Consider the following 17,108-nt stretch of genomic DNA (forward strand, 5'->3'; position numbering starts at 1 on the left):
ACATGGAGAGCAGAACAAAAATGTTAAAATCATTGACTGAATACATCAATCAAAAACGTAATTCACCACTAAAACATCTCAGCAAAAAAGAGACTCAAAATATTATCGATACTGACATGCCGGAATCAGTAAAAGTTGAGATATTGAAAAGAGCAGCCCAGTCAGATAATGATAGCATTGTGCACAAGCGTAAAAAATAGTAAAAATAGGTAATTACTTAAGAAAGTCTAGAAATGATCATAAAAACAGCTCAAATAGATAGTTGCGAAAATAGTTAAATCAGCATGCTTTCAGGGACGAATTTCCGAATGACCTTATTGATATCAATAGCAAGCTCAGGTTTAATAAAAATCCAATCAATACCGCAAGTTTGATAGTTCAATTCATCCGCTTCAATAAGGTGACCGGTGTAACCATAGATAGGACAAGCAATATCGCCTTTTTCCCACTGTAGGTTTCGTATTTGCACCGCCAACTCAAAGCCATCCATTTCAGGCAAGCCTATATCAAGCACGATAATATCAAATACATTATTTTTTACGATATCCAACGCCTCTAGCGGTCTACTAGCACTCATGCATTGCCCTTTTTCTGCATCACCGATATAAGGGCAAATAGAAATCAATCGTTCAAAGCTAACCCTTGAATTTTCATCATCTTCTACGTATAAGATGGTTAGATACTTCTCTTGGTCAACTTTCTCTTTGATCATCTGTGCAACAGACTCACGCCACGGCTTAAATACATTTTCATCAATGCTACTTATCAGGCTCTGCATAGTGAGCCTTTTTACCACCTTAGGCTCAGCCAAACTAGGATGTATCGCGCCTGAAGCTGTTTTTATGCCAAAGTAACATGTCGACGTATTCGCTGTTAGTGCTTGTATCTTTGCATCAATCATATTGGTAATAACTATTTGGTATTCTCCTTTGCCTAACGACTCAAGCACAGCACTATCTTCTAGAGCCTGTTTATGTGTCATAATATCAAACTGAATATAGTAACTTGATTGCAAAGCAACCATCAGATCACTACCGATATCATCATATATAATGAGCGCCTTAAAAAAGAAATAACTTGCAACATCATTTGCTTTTATCCTTTTGTATACTCTATCCCAAAATGGTACATACTCCTTGCTTAATATCTGCGTGCTAATTGATGCCAAGCTATCGGTGATTGCCTTAGCACCTTCAATCGCATCCATTTGTCCTAAAAAGCAATCTTCTTTCATCAGAAATTGACTATAACCTTTCAATGCATTAAGACATTCCTTCAGTTGCAAGGCTACTTTATTATTGCCTTCATTCATCTTAACCAAGCAAATCAAACCAATCACTTGTCTATCACCATCAAATATCAGCATTTTATGTGACATTAATGCAATCTCTCCTAAGCGCCCACTAGGATCATAATAGCCCTCTAGCGCTGTCGTATGCTGTAGCTTAGTTTGTGCCATAAACTGTAGATTGTCTTGCTCTATCTTACGATTGAAGTACAACTTAGTATCAGTAATCTTCTTACCTAACAAATCTGTTTTTTTAGCACCAATCAAATCAGCATAAGCATCGTTATAATCGACTATTTTTGCATCTTTATCAACGATATAGCAAGGATCATCAAATCCTCCCAATGCCACTTTTACCGAGGTTTTCATATTTTCTTTCATGGTATTATGTCCTTATATGTCTTGTGTGCAACGTGTATTAATTTGAATTGACATTCAACCGACATGTTAGCCCTAGATGCGCTGCATTGAATCCTATTTATTGAAACTTAATATCGCTAATTATCACATACATATACATATGATTAACTTATGATTCATCATATATCCAAACGTAATTTCAGTGGACGTTATGATATAGTTTGATGTCATTTACGCTATGTCTGTATATAGCGTTTGAATGCAAAACCTATTCTACTATAGACAAGATCAACATGATATTTGTTATAAGTTTAGCTCTCATGCATAAGCACCATTTAAAATTTTGGTTTTTACCGAGTTTATTTACCTTATTTTTAGTGATTAACTTTACTTTAATCGTTATTTCATTTCTAAGTTATCGCACAACTCAGTATCATCGAACCGTTCACCTTATCACAGACTCTGCTGTTGCTTTGATTGATAGACTTGATCAATCTGAGCAACTTGATCAAAAACAACATCAGCTTTCAGATAATATTGCTGTTGATTTTTCTGCTTACCCACATTACAGCAAGACGATCTATTTTGACCTTAATTCAATCAAGAATAATGGTGATGCCCCACTTCATAAAGCAATTCGTAAAAGCATTATGCTTAAACTATCAAAAGCTCATTTTTTAGCGCGGCATTTATCGATCTGTTATGATCATCATTTCTGTGCTAATTTCACCGTTAAAGCATCTGAAAAATTCTACTTATATCTGATGATTGCATTATTTGCAATGAGCCTCGTCATCATTATCCCTTGGTATTTTTTCTGCACACAAAAGCTGATTGTCCCTTTTTTGAGAATGAAAAAAATTGCAAGTGAACTTGACATTGATCCGCAGTTGATCACCTATAACAGTGCATTCAACTTCAAAAACATGGCGGAGATTATCGCCGTTGTAAGCAACAAACTCACCAAAATCAATGAGGAAAAGTTACAAATTTTTGCTGCCATTTCACATGATATTAAAACGCCTATTACCAAAGCCATACTTTACACTAGAAGCAATCTTCTACCCAAAGATCAACACGCATTACAGAAATACTTTGATGATATGGATTATCTGCTTAATCAAATACAGATTTTTGCCAAAAAAAGCTATTTTGAAGAGACATTCCACCAAGTCAATCTTAGCGACTTAATTGAGTCGATATGTCATGAGTATCAAGATGTAGGCTTTGATGTACAATGTATAACAACCGATACGAAACCTTGTATTCTAACACTTCAACGCAAAGCGTTTAAACGCGTCTTACAAAACCTTATTGATAACGCCCTGAAATACGCTGGAGATGCTCAGGTTAAACTGACTAACGCTCATGATAAAAAGATTTGCCTAGAAATTATCGATTCAGGGTCAGGAATAGCCGAGGATAAACTAGCACATATTTTTGAACCTTTTTATCGCATCGATTTAGCCAGAAATCATCGTATTCCAGGCTCAGGCTTGGGACTTGCCATTGTCAAAGAAATTATTACCAAGAACAATGCACATATTAACATTAAAAACCGCACAGATACGCATGGATTAATAGTGCGCATTTGTTGGCGACAATAACACGCCTTTTTCTATCTTCTTCTATCTTAAAGCATTGTGTGACGAAAATTAGCTCTGACCATGCTACCAGACCCCACTATCATTACTAATAGCACTACCTTTAGAAGGATTAATCACCATCCATGGCAGCTTCGCATTGGATCCTCACGCCACCCTGGCTTACGGATGACAAGTCATAGGATGTCATTGCGAGCATGGATGCGTGGCAATCTATTTTATCAGGGATGGTTGATTTAAGTTTGTTGCAAAGCCCATATTTAAAAACCACTTCTTAAGGTAGTGAAATTAATCGACGGTCTCATTGAGCAAGATGGCAATCTTTATGCCCATTAAAGTTTTGCACCCAATACCATGGATCAGATTTTTGCATGTTTGAGTGCAACGAGTTTGCAAAAATCCCATGGGATTGGCGTTAGCAAAACTTGTAGGGCGAGCTTTTTGGTGACTTTTTTGCGGGAAAAAAGTCACTGCCATCAGCCACGTCAGTGGCGGGCATATTAATGATCAGTAAAATGAGGTAAAAAGCGCGTTTTATCAAACAGTTTATTGGCTTGATCTAGGTGCTTATGGTAAAAAAGCCTAAAATAAAACGGATCACTAATATCTATACCAATGATATCCAACCAACGACCTTGACACGCTTTAAGCTCAGCATAAAAGCTTTTTTTATCGATACTTGAGATATCATTGCCATATTGCAACCAATTCATAAAGTAATTTAATTTAAGTTGATTTACTTCTGGCAAATAAATAAAGCAGCCATTTAATTTCTCTTTTTTTGAAGGGTGACAGGCAAATATGCTATCAAGGCATGTTGTACATACAAAACCTTGATTATGGTCACTTGCTGAAAAATCATAGTCCTTTGGAAAAGGCTGCAAAGTCAGTGGATATTGATTAGCATCACTTTGACATAAGGCGCATTTTTTGAGGTCATATTCTGTGATCTCTTTATTAATCATCGTCAACCAAGTTTGATAGGCTTGATATTGACTGCGCTCAAATAACCATTGATGTTTCATAATATATCTTAAAGTGATTTATTGTTAATTTTCATTGTTGCTTCCTATATCTCTCAAGTTTAAAATTCTGCCATTGTTTAATGGCACTCCCTTTAGGAGGATCAATCACCATCCATAGCAGCTTCGCATTGGATCCTCACGCCATCCTGGCTCAGGATGACAAGTCAGAGTGTGTCATTGCGAGCATGGATGCGTGGCAATCCATTTTATCAGGGATGGTTGATTTAACTTCGTTGCAAAGCAATCTATATTTACAAAATAATTCTTAAGGTAATGTCATTAGCGTTATTGTTGATCTTTTATTGTTTTTATCAACTGCTCAAAAAGTGGAGTCTCGACCTTAAATCCCACCGCATTTTCAGTTTGCCAATGACCAAAAGCGGAAGCCCCTTCTATAAAAACCGCTTGTCTACCAACATTGTTCAAGGTATACCATAGGGTTCGATCCTTTGTTTTAAGCCATAAAAAGCTTGCTGTCGCGAGAATGCCAGTTGATCTGGCTTTTGCCAATAACCCACATAAAAGCGTGCGAACATAGGCATGCTTTTGGCATATTGCACTAACCTCTGGATGCTCTAATACCGATTCAGATAATACGTTAAGCGCTTTGTGATCAATAGCATTTGTCGATGCTTTCTCCAATAAGCACTGAGCTTTGGCATCTTTACCGGCAATTCTTAATGCAAATACTGTAAATAATATTTGCTCATTAATAGATAGATCGTCAAAAGCATTAAACTTTTGCCCTAGCTGCTTTACAAGCTGCTGTTCAAGCTTGTTCTCATCTAGTTGACTATCGTTACTATACAATCCATATTGTTTTATAAAATCACTACTACTTAATGCTGAAGCCCAAACACCTTCCTTAGGAGATGTTTGCTCTAAATGCTGATCTATCACCGGTGTAATATGCTTAAAATGACTCACCATTTTTTTAGCAAGTTTTGCCATATCATAATAGACATTAAATAATTTTTTAGGATGCAGTAACATCACAGCACAAATCAAAAAGCCAAGGATAATCGCAACCGGTAATCGCAGCAAAAGTCCTGCTTGATTGTTCAGAGACATTAACTCGCTAAAGGATATATGACTTGCATCAATATGCATTAATTGATTTTTGAGGGCACTTGCATTATGTGAGAAAAACCCAAAGACACTTAACTCAAAATGCATCATCTGGATATATGCTCTATTGATATAAGCGGCAAAAAAATAATATGCCACAAAACCCAAAAAGATAATGCTTCCAGCAATAAAAATATGCGTCAAACTATTGTCTTCAGACATACCTTGTTGTCTTGACATATGATTATCCTTTTTTATTAGTTGATGATTGCTTTTTTGCTATTTATCACATCCATAACCTTTATCATTATTCAGATAGTCTTGAATACTCATACTTGGTTTAGCACCTGCTGAATCAATTCTGTCGCCATGCTCAAGTAACAAGCGAGGTTTTTGCTGATACGCTTTATTCATATACGCGTAGGCATCATCTTCCGAGTATATCTTAGACAATCCCTGCAACCTTGATTCAAAACATTCTTCAATCCCGTTAAAGACTTCATTGGCAAGGAGCTTAATTTTAGTCTCACCTGTTATTCCTGCAGAGAAATCTTGCGTTTGCAAGCATGCAGCATAGCGATCAACCTGAGCTTGTCGCTCAGCATTTAGCTCGTTATACAGTGCATTAACTGCCACTATTTTAGGATGATTTGAGCTACCTAATTGCCCTATATTTAATTCTTTTGTTTTAGTCATTGATTATTGCCCCTAATACTGCATTACGTATCATAATAAGAGTTTATTGATCATAACCAAAATTTTGTTATGACCATTTTGACACAAAACTTTTGATTACTGCTTTGCCATTGCTAATACTTGAACGATTTCAAAACTACGCAAATCTCTTAAATTGGGTTCAATACCTTTAATGGTTAACGTTAAAATATATTGTGTATCTTGTGTTTGATGATCTTTTTGAAAATTCAAATCAATTGGTACTTGCACCTTCCAGCTTGGCTGACCCTCCAAATACCCAGTTGCTACAATCATTGGTAACCCTGTAACCACGGCTTTAGCGACTAATTTCTGTGATCGAATCTGTGTTAAAACCGTCTTAAAAGCATCGATATAACTCTGCCAACCCTCCTCACTAAATAAAGGGCGCATTGATTGCATTTGCACTTTGTAGTTTAAGAAGTCCAACTGATAAAGTTTTGGTGCATTGTTTGCCACCCATTGCACTAGATTGTCACTATTTAATTTTAATGTAGGTGTTGATTGCAACTGTACTACCTGACCATCTGCCATCACATAAACATATCGCAGTTCAGTACGATTATGACTAAACAATAATACACATAAAACAACAACATTAATCAGCAAACTGATGCTAAACAAATGTAAGATTTTTTGATAATGCTTGCGATAAAAACTGTTTTTCTCAATGACTTCTTGAAGGAGTTCTGACATATGAATTACCTCATTTATATAATCTATATAATTTACATTGTTTCTAGAATGCGCGTTACTCGCTCAACTCTTTCATCATTAAAAATACGTACCAACGTTTGTAATTTCTCAACAACGCCTGCGCGCTCTAATACTGCTTTTCTTGCATGAGATGAAGGCAAACCAACCACATGATCCAAAGTTGCCTTAAAAAAAGCGCCATTATGTTTTGCTAATTGCGCTAAAAAATAAGATAAATAAGCACTGGGAAGTTGTGACAAAACATCGGTCAAAAGGTCAGCATATTGCGCTTTGAAATCCGCTTTGCACAAATGCGCCAACAAGCCTTCAAGCGTATCTCGCGTCTCCTCACTCAATGTCAGGGTTAGTGAGCTCTCATGCGCCTCTAAATTAACCAGTAAATTATTAATCAACGGATTTTGATAGCTTTTCCAATAATCTATTTCATTATGATTCATCATCACTCTCTTTTAATATTTCTTCTTCAACCAACGGAATAAGCTCATCGATGATAAGCAATAAAATGTCATCAACGGATTGGTCATAATATTTTTGTTTATAAAGCTTAAATTTTTGCTGCAATGTCCCCTTGGGGAAAACACGTGCTAATGTTTTTAAAACAGCCAACACATCATATGTTTGCCATAAACGGTTGCGTACATACATATCTTCACTGGTGGTTGTATAGGTCCATAAATCAATTGCTGGCAATACTAAATTTAAAGCATGTCCAACAGCCCCGTGTTTGGTCATAAACTTCGCTAAGAATGTCACCCCTTGTTGGCTTGGTCCATGTGCGTGAGACTTTAGCATCTGGATCTCATCTGCTGATAATTGAAAGTGTCCAAGCACTTGCTCTGAGCTATTATTCTGCATATTGCCCATGATAAACATCGAGGTGGCAAAGCTGATCATCTGTGGTGAGAAATCTTCCAGCGATTGCGATGCTAAGGCGATTTGTGTTTTATATTTTCGCGCTTCACGCATGTCACGTTGAACTTGATACTGGACTATTTTGGCACTACTTGTGCGATGAAATTCATCAAAGACAATTCTCTTGCTGGTATGAAATGACTGATCAAGCATCGTTTGATGATACGCTTGATATATATCCGGCGCATGGCGCCTATCGCTTTCATCCGGTAAATAGATATTCAAGCCAATCACATATCTTGCCAGCATATAACCAATCGTTGTTTGTTTAAAATGTTTATCTGATGCACTGCTATCCAATGATTTAAGATCCAGTGACAAGATACGCGCGACTGAAAAATCGACCTTTGATATCATCGATAAACTCGGATATTGGCGAATCGCTGCTGAAATCAGGCGATTATAATTTTGCGTATAAGTCTCATTGGTGCTGGCAATTACTTTATGATAAATGTCTTTTATCTGTGAAAATTGACAGGCACTGACGGTATCTGCCAAGGTTGGCATTGCATAAACTTGCGCTTTTTTTGCCAGTGTATGCTCACCTTGTGCAAACAGATAATCCACCACCTGCCACCAATGTGTAAAATCTTTTGCTTTCTGCTGTTTATCTAGGTACTTATCAACTGCTAAACATCTATTTGGCATATATTGTTTAGGCTGATAATCATCACTGACTATTTGATAACTGGTATCAATAATTAATGACAACATCGCCGTCATGCCTTCAGGTAAATCATCATCTAAAGCATCCTGCAGTAAGATGGCAATAAAATTTATTAAAAACTGCTTTTGGTGCGCGCTAGGTTTTCTCATCCCCAATGGCGTATCAAAGACATTGATTGCCATATCATCACTTAAGCTTAAACGATGATATTGAATATATGCTGCATGTTCAGGTAGCATTGCCTGTAAGCGTTTCATCAAACCAAAAGATGACTCTCCAATATCAATAATCCCAATCACAGGTAAGCGCTTGGATTGTGCATACATTGCAACGGCGTCGTTTAAGGTATTTAACAGCACTGATTTGCCTGATCCACTTCTGGCATAAATCATCTCAACCCAACTGACTTGCTCACTGGAGCCGGATTGATAAGGCCAAAATTTGCGCTCTAATGTGCGAAAGTGTACACCACCATCAGGGAATACGCGTGCTGGCACTTGCAGCGGCAACATATACAAAGAGGCATTCATTGGCATGGCAGTGGCTGGATTGATCGGCTCATGCGTCATTGCCATTATGCTGTCCATATAGGCTTTACAAGGATCACCATGATGTGTTTTGACTTGTGCACTGCCCCAAGCATTGACTGCTTTAACTAAGGCGTTGCGCTGTTTTTTAAGTTTTAGCTGATCTTGGTCTGTTACATACGTTGTTAAAAGCATTGTCATTTTAACAATTGCCTGTAATTGCGAACGTTCAAATTCAGCTAATACGTCACGTGCATTTAGAATCAGCTTGTTATCTGAATTGCTAAATGCTAAAAATTTTGCTAGCACTGACTTAAGCTTTAATAATGCCTGTCCACCAGGACGTATAAAATAACTGATCCGAAATGGCGCTTTCTTTGCTGTTAATTGATTAAACAATGAATAAAAACCGACCTCATCAAGTGGGAAAAGCTCGACACCAACAACGCTTGCTAACATCTCGTCACAAGCGATTACCTCTGATTTTTCAATGGTTAATGCCTCAGTTAAGAGCTGACGATCCAATGCAATATGAGCAAGTTCAGCATCGTTTGTTTTAGGATTGACTTTGATTGATAGTTTGTCACTTGCGCCTCTTGGCTGCCAATGTTCTAATTCACCATGCGGATAAAGCTGCGCTTTTATCACTTTCACAGCATCAACCCCATCAAGTTTAATCAAACTTAATTGTAACTGCTTAAAAATTTCACAAAAATCTTCAAGAAAACCGATATGTAATGCATAGAGCATATCAGCACTGTGCTTAAGATATTCAGACATTACATCCGTAACTACCTTATCCTTGATTACTGTTTTTGATTTACATTGTTTAATATCTTCTTTATCTAATAGTGTTAAGTGTGATGAAACCACAATAAAAACACGTATTTCACAACAATGCTGAGTCAAATGTTGCTGTTTTGACTGTAACAATTCATGGGCAATATCGGCTTGTAATAAGGCTAAATTATGCTGCCATGTTTGTGATATCTTTTGAGATTTTTCGATGGTCATCGTTGGTTTATAATCTATAACAAACTGTAGGCTATGACCGAGCTTTGCTAAATACGGTTGCAAGACTTGTGATAATTTATTGGATAAATGTTGTAATTGCGCTACGGAAGCAACTTGCGAGAAGCCCTCAAGCTCAAAAACACTCAGCAGCGAGCCATTTTTATTGATCAATAATGACTGCTCATCATCAATTCCATATAAATCACAATATGCAGAAAGCTCTTGCTTTAAATAATGTGACAGCCAATTAATCAATGCCTGACTGCCACCATGTAAAAATTCAAACCAGTTTTTCATATTTCCTGACTACTTTGTTTATCTTATTTAGGTTAAATACCAAAGTTCACATCTCACCTTAAGTAGGGGCAATTCATGAATTGCCCCTACATGAATTACGACCCCACGAATTGCCGCCGCATGAATTGCCCTTACGGCTTTGATGGATAATATTGTCATAACCGTTATTTATTTAAAAATATAACCTGAGCTCATCAAAACTTGATTTTTCTGATCATCAATTTTGAGCACTTCACCATAGCCATCAATTTTACTGCCAAGCGTAATCGATTGCGTAACCCCTTTATTATTTTGTAACCACGCATAGTTTCCAACCACAGCAACGAGCGATAATGGGTTTTTGATTAAAGTATTTTTCATCATTAACGCATGCAACATTTCATACATCTGTTGGAGTTTTTGCGCCGTAATATCATTACCACTTATGAGTGAATCAATCGACTTGTTTTGCCTTTGCTGTGCTTTTTGCGCTAATTGCTGTTGCTGTTTTTCTTGCATTTGCTGTTGAGTTTTAACTAGCTCAAGCAATCGCTTTTGTTGCTCAGATAACATACTGACCTGTTGCTCAAGTGCCGATATGCTCTGATTTAATACCTTTGCATGCGTGCCTGTTTGTAAAGAGGTTTCAATTTGGCTATTTGTATGGGCTTGACCTATCTTTTGTGACTCACTATCAACCTGATTGGTTAACGTATCATTGGCAGGCACCTGCTTAGACGTCACTGGTGCTTGAGCATGATCAGGCACAGTATGCTTTGCGCTTGCAACCTGTTGCTTGGCATCAATTGGTATGTCTTCGTTTAGCTTATGATCTTTTGTGACGATCGTTGAATCTGACTCTGCAAGTGTACTACTGGCAACACGCTTGTAATTTTCTTTATTTTCTTTATTCTCTTTATTTATTTGATTTTCATTATCTTGATCATTGACTTTACTTCCTTTACCTTCTTTATCTACTGCTGCTGTTGACTCATGAGCATGAGTCAGCGCATTGCTTAAATGTGATGTAGTATTGGCTTTATTCGCCGGCATGTCCGTGTTACCGTCTTGAGCCTCTGGCGATGCTTTGGTCGCATGCGATGCCATCGCCAATGTATTGCTTTGGCTATTGGTTATAAGCTTTGTATTATCACTCCTTTGGATAGGATTTGCATGTACTTTTTGAAAGTCACCAAATCCTGGGTTAACAGTTTGTGTAACCGCTTGTGGTTTATAAGGTACGATGATTCGATACCCTAAATACACACCCAACCCAATTACTGCAACGGTTCCAGCCATGAGCACATGCGCAAACTGCAAACGAAAACCGTTACCCTTTTTAACGCGTTCAAATAACGTCATCAAACGAGCGTCAATGCGTAATTGTTTTAATTTATCTAGCCATTTTATTTGTTTTAGCTTTTCAACTATTGCTAATCGTTTTTGTTTCATCGTTTTTCCTTTCATTGTCACGCTCATGCATTTACATCATTGGTAAATAAAATGCCAACGCCAGTACCTTGATATAACTTCACGGTTGGTGGTCTGTTAAAGACTGATGCCATATTGCTACTTAATGCTGTACCCACTTGCCCCAGTCCAGAAAATGCGGCACTTTTTACTGAAGGCTGATTGTTGCTATTGACATTAAAACATGGCAATAACCCACCACTTTGACCACTTAAACAAATCTGCTGATTTTGATTTTGATTTGAAAAATAGGTTCCAAATCCTTGCAAGAACGCTGCTGCAAATAAACTGCCATAGCGCTCAATATAGTGATGATTAACATCACTGGCTAATGCAATTTGCGCGGTTGAACCATCAACTGCATAAGCATTAATTGAAATACTGTTACTTCTGCTTGGCATGGACATTAAGTTAAACTTGACCACGATATAATCACCCTCACGAGTAAAGCTGCCAAGGAGCTTCGACCCTTTCAAAGGTCCCTCAACAATATGTGCCAATACAGGTGTCCCAATCTGATCACTATTAACAGAGGTGTCAATCACCGCGAAGCCAATGTATCCTGCTTTAACCAATACGGCTTTGTTTTGACTACTTATCTCACCGTTATTTGTCATATTTGCATTATCTTTAGGCGCATCTTTGGTCTCCATGTTGGATTGATTTGACCATTTGGCAACAACCCCTTGTACATCTTTTTGGTACAGTTGTTGCGCCTGTTGATTGTCGATTGGTTGACCATAAACATCATCCAAATCTTTTTGCGCACGTTGCGCAAGCGTTGATGACTCATCTTCTGATAACGAATGTGCCAGCTTCATATGACGTGCATGCACGCTTTGTACTGATGCCAGACTATTAGAAGACACTGTTGAAGTATCTGTACCTTGACTATATTGCCCTTTTTGCTTCTCTTGCTTCTCTTTTTTCTTTTCTTTCTGTTGCCCATTCTGCTGATCAGTTAATGGATTACTTCTGTCACCACTAACATCATTGATGCGCCCATTAGGCTGTTGGAAATAACTTTTCCCAGTGATCTCTGCTTGATGATATTGATCACTATTATAGTGGTCTAACTTTTGTTGATAGTCATTTGCCGAAATCGCGCTATTGTGCTGCAAATTAAGCGCTGTATCTTCAATCGAAGAATTCATCGTTTGTCCATGATCTGTATCAGTTGTATTTGAGCAACTATTCACAGCAAAACCAACAATAAAGAAAACACACATCACACCAATAACAATACGTGATCTTGGCATACTCAATAGCTTTTTGATTACCCCTTTCATGATTGCGCCTCGCCTATAACCTGAATACTTTGTGTCTGTCCATTTTTATCTGTTAATAAAATATAAGGTGCTTTGGGTAAACTATAGGCGTGCATATGACTCATCGTATTATATGCTTGCGCATCAAATCCTGGTGAGGACAAACTGGCACTTGTTAAAATAAGATATTTGTCTTGATAAACCCACATTTTGGCATCTGAGTCTGTTTCAATATCAAGTGATTTCGCGCCAGCTAAATGTATACCTGCCAGTAGATCTTGTAGGTATTTAGGTGCTTGCCCAAGCCTTGTCTGACTTTGCTTGCCGGCTTGTGTAGCTTGAACCTGAATATAATCTTGAGAATCATAACTACTTTGCCCTGAAATCACATTGACCATGAGTGGAACCGCAACACCTGAGAGCATTAAAGCAATATTTGTATGGCTGTAGCCTTTAAGTGCTTGAATTAATAGCACACTTTTGCCTGATTGTTTGACATTAAAATCACCTGGGTTACCCACAGTAAAAGAATCCAACGGCCAAGGTGTTCCGTTTTGATCAGTAATAACTACTGAGGTTACCATTCCTTTTGTCACAATGACCAAAGGTGCATCTTTGGTATCTCCTGGTTTAATACTTGCGCTTAATGTGCGATTTTGTGCATTTAATGTCTCACCGGGAGACAACTCTGTTGCTTGCTGATGTGCACTAATGATGGTTTTTAACTTCTTTATTTGCGCTGGTGACATCGAAAAATCTTGTCTTAATACATTGTTAAAGACGGATTCATCACTTTGATTCTTGATCACTGATGTTGCCGCATAAAGGGTGTTTTGCCAAAAGAACATTGTAATAGTGACAAAATATAGCCATCGTTGCAGTATTGCTTTTGCATTATTGAGTTTTTTAGCCATTGACTTCATCATCACTTTTGTTGAATGTGACAAATATACGCAATAAGATGCCTTACTTGTAATAATATGTATTTTAAAATGACATATTTGCAGTGCAATAGCACATTGATTTCACCAGTGCCATATTCAGATATTGGTGCAATATTTATCATAATTAATGTTACACATTGTCACTTGTCGTACATACTTTTCCCATCAAAAAACACATACGATCAGCACCGTACTGTAACCTCTAAATCAAGGATATATTTATGGAAAATGTACAAAATAAGCCACTAAAAGTACTCTATGCGCTAGATATTTATGAGAAGCATACCTGTATGATCGACGAAATCAGTCTTCGACTATTTCCCCAGAATACTGAATTTCATATCGTTACCGTAATCCCTAAAGTACTTGATACAACCGGTTTTTTGATTGGTATTATTAATGAACTTAATGAGGAGCAACTGAATGCTGCCAAAGCGAAACTAATACAATCAATAAACCATGTCGGCGATAATTATCATTTTACGCCAGTTGTTATAATCGACAACTCAGTCGTTCACGCAATTAAGGAATATGTTCAAGAAAACCATATCGACTGCGTTATCATTAACGGGCAGAAACATGGTTTATGGGAGCGTTACATCACCGGCAATCAGGAAAAAATCATCAGCATGCTTGATTGCGATGTGATTATTTCTAAAAAGTCTTACCTCAATAGAGTGAAAAAGGAAATACTGCAGACTGCTTTGTAAATGGTATAAAGCACTAAAAATCAAAAGTGATTCATTTCACTCAACTCTGAAGAAAAGTCATCGGTTAAGCTGTCGGTATAGTGTACATCTGTAGTTAGAATATACCCAGTGCTGTGGACTGTTTTTACTAGCCGCGGCTGTGCGGTATTTTGCTCTACTTTTTTGCGTAAACGCCCTATGGTGATATCCACAGAACGATCGATGCCATCATAATGTCTATTATGCATTGACTTTGTGATCTGATCTCTTGAGACAACTCGCCGTGCATTTTCAATTAACAACATCAAAAGATCGTATTCGGCTCTGGAGAGTTCAACCGTCACCATATCACGATCAAAAAGCGTTCTTTCATAAATATCAAGCCGCCAAGGACCAAAACAAATATAACGAGAATTTATTTTTTTTGGTGTGCGTTTAATATTAAATACACTCTTTATTTGTGCCACGAGCAAATCTGGATTAAATGGTTTGGTAATGTACTGGCATGCCCCAAATTCATAACCTAAGATCCTCTTAATGTCACTATCAACAGCGGTTAGCATGATCACTGGAATGTCGCATTGACTACGAATTTGACGACATAAATCAACACCATCACCATCTGGTAACATAATATCTAACAGTATCAAATCCGGTTTAGATTGTAATTTTTTGAGTCCTTGCTCTGCAGTTTCAGCACACTCCGTCTTATAACCGTGCTTTTTTAGCAAATCTGACACAAGACTTAATATTTCTTTATCATCATCAATAATTAAAATTTTATTTGTATTTTTCATCTTACTTCCTTATGCAGTCACTTAAATACAATTTCGTATAATTTATTACAACTGGTAGCATATGTAGCCACTTTGCATCAGTCAATATGCATATAATTTTTGCTTCACATTGATGCTTTATGATACGTTTTTAGCCATTTCTTTATAGATGACTTTATGTACTTGCTCAGTAGGATGAACATAGTCATAAATCGTCGCCTTAATGTTTGCCACAACCTCCGTTGTTAATTGTTGTTGTGCTTTTTCATCTAACTTAAGAGGCTGTGTCAGATAGTCATTACCACCTATCCAGATAATTGCTAATGTGCTATCGATATCTTGCCAGTTTTCATTTAACGCATTGGCATGATACATATAAGTTTGATACGTTAAAGTATAAGGCAGATGTTCGGTATCGGCATAAGATAAAGTAGTCGCATCGCCTACTGCATAATTACTCATTTGTATATCTTGCGCTGACAGCTTACCCCTTAAAATGGCAGACCAAGTATTCCCATTAGTAAACATCCCGTTATAATAACTACGTGCACTTGGTACGGCACCTTGTGTCATGCTAAATAAATTACCTTCATCAGATAGACTATCGCCAAAGACAATAACACGTTTCACCCCGTCAAGCAGCGCGTTTTTTGAAATTTCAAGTTGCTTTCTAGGACATAGTTGCATTGTAACACTAGGAGTGCCTATCCAGTTATGCCACGAACGACTAGGCATATCAATAGCAATATTTCCTTCATTTGACGACATGGCAGTATATTGATTATTACGCAATGAATTATGCAAGGCAATATCAACAGTTGCTAATGCGTTTTGTTTCGCGTTATCTTGATAAACCGAATATTTAACATCACTGTCGTACGATAAATAGCCTGTATCGTTATACTCAAGGAAAGTACGTTGATAGGGTCTAATCTCTTTTACTGGCTTTGCAACACCATCCACTTGCGATTCAATATACTGTATTTTGTCACAATGATTGTCGACATATACATTCACTCCCGCTTTGGCGTAAGTATATGATGCAACCATTGACAAACCAAAAGCATAGAATATTGAGCGCCATTTATTATTCAATTGCATCATTGTATTGCTCCTTGTGATTTCTGTGTTTCTTTACAATTTAATCAGAAATCATCTTTGGCATACACAAAACAAACTGCTTAAGATATGTCTACATAAACGCTTGTATTTTGAGGCTTTAAGCACTTAACAAATCAATTTTAATGTCCAATTCATTACAAACTATCTGTTTTAAAACCTAAAATTTGTTATGGCAATCTTTCTGGTCACCACTCGTTGGCTGAGCATTAGTCGAAGCCATCTTGTTTTAACCTTTCCCCTTCGACTTCGCTCAGGGAACGATTGATATTATTCAACAATATTTACCTCTCCCCTTGCGGGATTGCTCGCATAGCTTGCTATGCGGGTGAGGGGTAATTAGATTAAACTCAACTGATTCTTGATTCATTGGCTGACTTAATGCCCATTAACGTTTTGCGTCCAATACCATGGATTAGATTTTTGCACTGTTTGAGTGCAACGAGTTTGCAAAAATCCCATGGGATTGGCGTTAACAAAACGTGTAGGGCGAGCTTTTTGGTGACTTTTTTGCGGGAAAAAGTCACTGCCATCAGCCACGACAGTGGCGGGCATCATCACTTATTACTCAGTGACAGTTGTCATCCATGACACAACTGGATTGCCACACATCCATGCTCGCAATGACAACAGGCGGAAATTAGTCCTGAACCCGTTATTGTCCTGTGTC

The 17,108-nt window shown here is 37.5% G+C and carries 17 protein-coding genes; 4 read left to right on the plus strand and 13 right to left on the minus strand.

Annotated features, from left to right (window positions below; translation table 11 throughout):
* Positions 1-20 precede the first annotated feature (20 nt).
* Positions 21-200, plus strand: coding sequence for a hypothetical protein (locus ACTS4L_RS02990; RefSeq protein ID WP_440615184.1), 180 nt, complete (start codon positions 21-23; stop codon positions 198-200).
* Between the two features lie 74 nt (positions 201-274).
* Here ACTS4L_RS02990 and ACTS4L_RS02995 read toward each other — a convergent pair whose 3' ends face one another.
* A complete protein-coding gene (locus ACTS4L_RS02995; RefSeq protein ID WP_440615185.1) occupies positions 275-1,669 on the minus strand; it encodes a response regulator in 1,395 nt (464 codons plus the stop codon).
* Between the two features lie 299 nt (positions 1,670-1,968).
* Between ACTS4L_RS02995 and ACTS4L_RS03000 the strand changes: the two genes are divergently transcribed.
* Positions 1,969-3,255 (plus strand): sensor histidine kinase, encoded by a 1,287-nt coding sequence (locus ACTS4L_RS03000; RefSeq protein ID WP_440615186.1) that lies wholly within the window; start codon positions 1,969-1,971, stop codon positions 3,253-3,255.
* Positions 3,256-3,752: 497 nt separating this feature from the next.
* On the opposite strand, the gene ACTS4L_RS03005 is transcribed toward ACTS4L_RS03000, so the two are convergent.
* Entirely contained in the window at positions 3,753-4,277 is a 525-nt protein-coding gene (locus ACTS4L_RS03005; protein WP_440615187.1) for a hypothetical protein, read from the minus strand.
* 80 nt (positions 4,278-4,357) lie between these two features.
* Here ACTS4L_RS03005 and ACTS4L_RS03010 point away from each other — a divergent pair, with 80 nt between their 5' ends.
* Positions 4,358-4,546: a hypothetical protein gene (locus tag ACTS4L_RS03010; RefSeq protein WP_440651690.1), complete on the plus strand. Its 189-nt coding sequence runs from the start codon at positions 4,358-4,360 to the stop codon at positions 4,544-4,546.
* A 16-nt stretch (positions 4,547-4,562) separates the two neighbouring features.
* On the opposite strand, the gene ACTS4L_RS03015 is transcribed toward ACTS4L_RS03010, so the two are convergent.
* From ACTS4L_RS03015 to ACTS4L_RS03050, 8 genes are all read right to left on the minus strand, one after another.
* Positions 4,563-5,585 (minus strand): secretion/conjugation apparatus DotM-related subunit, encoded by a 1,023-nt coding sequence (locus ACTS4L_RS03015; RefSeq protein WP_440615188.1) that lies wholly within the window; start codon positions 5,583-5,585, stop codon positions 4,563-4,565.
* 39 nt (positions 5,586-5,624) lie between these two features.
* Positions 5,625-6,041: a hypothetical protein gene (locus tag ACTS4L_RS03020; protein WP_440615189.1), complete on the minus strand. Its 417-nt coding sequence runs from the start codon at positions 6,039-6,041 to the stop codon at positions 5,625-5,627.
* Positions 6,042-6,137: 96 nt separating this feature from the next.
* Entirely contained in the window at positions 6,138-6,755 is a 618-nt protein-coding gene (locus ACTS4L_RS03025) for a DotI/IcmL/TraM family protein (RefSeq protein ID WP_440615190.1), read from the minus strand.
* Positions 6,756-6,787: 32 nt separating this feature from the next.
* A complete protein-coding gene (locus tag ACTS4L_RS03030) occupies positions 6,788-7,216 on the minus strand; it encodes a type IVB secretion system protein IcmW (RefSeq protein WP_440651692.1) in 429 nt (142 codons plus the stop codon).
* Positions 7,203-10,193, minus strand: coding sequence for a hypothetical protein (locus ACTS4L_RS03035; protein WP_440615192.1), 2,991 nt, complete (start codon positions 10,191-10,193; stop codon positions 7,203-7,205). Before ACTS4L_RS03035 ends, ACTS4L_RS03030 begins: the two co-directional genes overlap by 14 nt.
* 168 nt (positions 10,194-10,361) lie before the next feature.
* Positions 10,362-11,624: a hypothetical protein gene (locus ACTS4L_RS03040; RefSeq protein WP_440615193.1), complete on the minus strand. Its 1,263-nt coding sequence runs from the start codon at positions 11,622-11,624 to the stop codon at positions 10,362-10,364.
* A 23-nt stretch (positions 11,625-11,647) separates the two neighbouring features.
* Positions 11,648-12,931, minus strand: a complete 1,284-nt coding sequence (locus ACTS4L_RS03045; RefSeq protein WP_440615194.1) for a DotG/IcmE/VirB10 family protein — start codon at positions 12,929-12,931, stop codon at positions 11,648-11,650.
* Positions 12,928-13,836, minus strand: coding sequence for a DotH/IcmK family type IV secretion protein (locus ACTS4L_RS03050; RefSeq protein ID WP_440651694.1), 909 nt, complete (start codon positions 13,834-13,836; stop codon positions 12,928-12,930). The genes ACTS4L_RS03045 and ACTS4L_RS03050 overlap by 4 nt, the downstream gene beginning before the upstream one ends.
* A gap of 239 nt (positions 13,837-14,075) precedes the next feature.
* Between ACTS4L_RS03050 and ACTS4L_RS03055 the strand changes: the two genes are divergently transcribed.
* The gene (locus ACTS4L_RS03055) at positions 14,076-14,564 is read left to right on the plus strand and encodes a universal stress protein (protein WP_440615196.1); all 489 of its coding nucleotides are present in this window, start codon (positions 14,076-14,078) and stop codon (positions 14,562-14,564) included.
* A 20-nt stretch (positions 14,565-14,584) separates the two neighbouring features.
* Here ACTS4L_RS03055 and ACTS4L_RS03060 read toward each other — a convergent pair whose 3' ends face one another.
* From ACTS4L_RS03060 to ACTS4L_RS03070, 3 genes are all read right to left on the minus strand, one after another.
* A complete protein-coding gene (locus ACTS4L_RS03060; protein ID WP_440615197.1) occupies positions 14,585-15,340 on the minus strand; it encodes a response regulator transcription factor in 756 nt (251 codons plus the stop codon).
* A 117-nt stretch (positions 15,341-15,457) separates the two neighbouring features.
* Positions 15,458-16,423: an SGNH/GDSL hydrolase family protein gene (locus ACTS4L_RS03065; protein ID WP_440615198.1), complete on the minus strand. Its 966-nt coding sequence runs from the start codon at positions 16,421-16,423 to the stop codon at positions 15,458-15,460.
* Between the two features lie 393 nt (positions 16,424-16,816).
* On the minus strand, positions 16,817-16,996 hold the full coding sequence (locus tag ACTS4L_RS03070; RefSeq protein WP_440615199.1) for a hypothetical protein: 180 nt from the start codon (positions 16,994-16,996) through the stop codon (positions 16,817-16,819).
* Positions 16,997-17,108: the final 112 nt, after the last annotated feature.

It is taken from the genome of Cysteiniphilum sp. 19S12-1 (assembly GCF_052030685.1).
Lineage (GTDB): Bacteria > Pseudomonadota > Gammaproteobacteria > Francisellales > Francisellaceae > Caedibacter.

Coding starts and splice junctions, on each gene's coding strand:
- ACTS4L_RS02990 (WP_440615184.1), top strand. CDS start 21: ATGTTAAAATCATTGACTGAATACATCAATCAAAAACGTAATTCACCA.
- ACTS4L_RS02995 (WP_440615185.1), bottom strand. CDS start 1,669: ATGAAAGAAAATATGAAAACCTCGGTAAAAGTGGCATTGGGAGGATTT.
- ACTS4L_RS03000 (WP_440615186.1), top strand. CDS start 1,969: ATGCATAAGCACCATTTAAAATTTTGGTTTTTACCGAGTTTATTTACC.
- ACTS4L_RS03005 (WP_440615187.1), bottom strand. CDS start 4,277: ATGAAACATCAATGGTTATTTGAGCGCAGTCAATATCAAGCCTATCAA.
- ACTS4L_RS03010 (WP_440651690.1), top strand. CDS start 4,358: ATGGCACTCCCTTTAGGAGGATCAATCACCATCCATAGCAGCTTCGCA.
- ACTS4L_RS03015 (WP_440615188.1), bottom strand. CDS start 5,585: ATGTCAAGACAACAAGGTATGTCTGAAGACAATAGTTTGACGCATATT.
- ACTS4L_RS03020 (WP_440615189.1), bottom strand. CDS start 6,041: ATGACTAAAACAAAAGAATTAAATATAGGGCAATTAGGTAGCTCAAAT.
- ACTS4L_RS03025 (WP_440615190.1), bottom strand. CDS start 6,755: ATGTCAGAACTCCTTCAAGAAGTCATTGAGAAAAACAGTTTTTATCGC.
- ACTS4L_RS03030 (WP_440651692.1), bottom strand. CDS start 7,216: ATGATGAATCATAATGAAATAGATTATTGGAAAAGCTATCAAAATCCG.
- ACTS4L_RS03035 (WP_440615192.1), bottom strand. CDS start 10,193: ATGAAAAACTGGTTTGAATTTTTACATGGTGGCAGTCAGGCATTGATT.
- ACTS4L_RS03040 (WP_440615193.1), bottom strand. CDS start 11,624: ATGAAACAAAAACGATTAGCAATAGTTGAAAAGCTAAAACAAATAAAA.
- ACTS4L_RS03045 (WP_440615194.1), bottom strand. CDS start 12,931: ATGAAAGGGGTAATCAAAAAGCTATTGAGTATGCCAAGATCACGTATT.
- ACTS4L_RS03050 (WP_440651694.1), bottom strand. CDS start 13,836: ATGATGAAGTCAATGGCTAAAAAACTCAATAATGCAAAAGCAATACTG.
- ACTS4L_RS03055 (WP_440615196.1), top strand. CDS start 14,076: ATGGAAAATGTACAAAATAAGCCACTAAAAGTACTCTATGCGCTAGAT.
- ACTS4L_RS03060 (WP_440615197.1), bottom strand. CDS start 15,340: ATGAAAAATACAAATAAAATTTTAATTATTGATGATGATAAAGAAATA.
- ACTS4L_RS03065 (WP_440615198.1), bottom strand. CDS start 16,423: ATGATGCAATTGAATAATAAATGGCGCTCAATATTCTATGCTTTTGGT.
- ACTS4L_RS03070 (WP_440615199.1), bottom strand. CDS start 16,996: ATGATGCCCGCCACTGTCGTGGCTGATGGCAGTGACTTTTTCCCGCAA.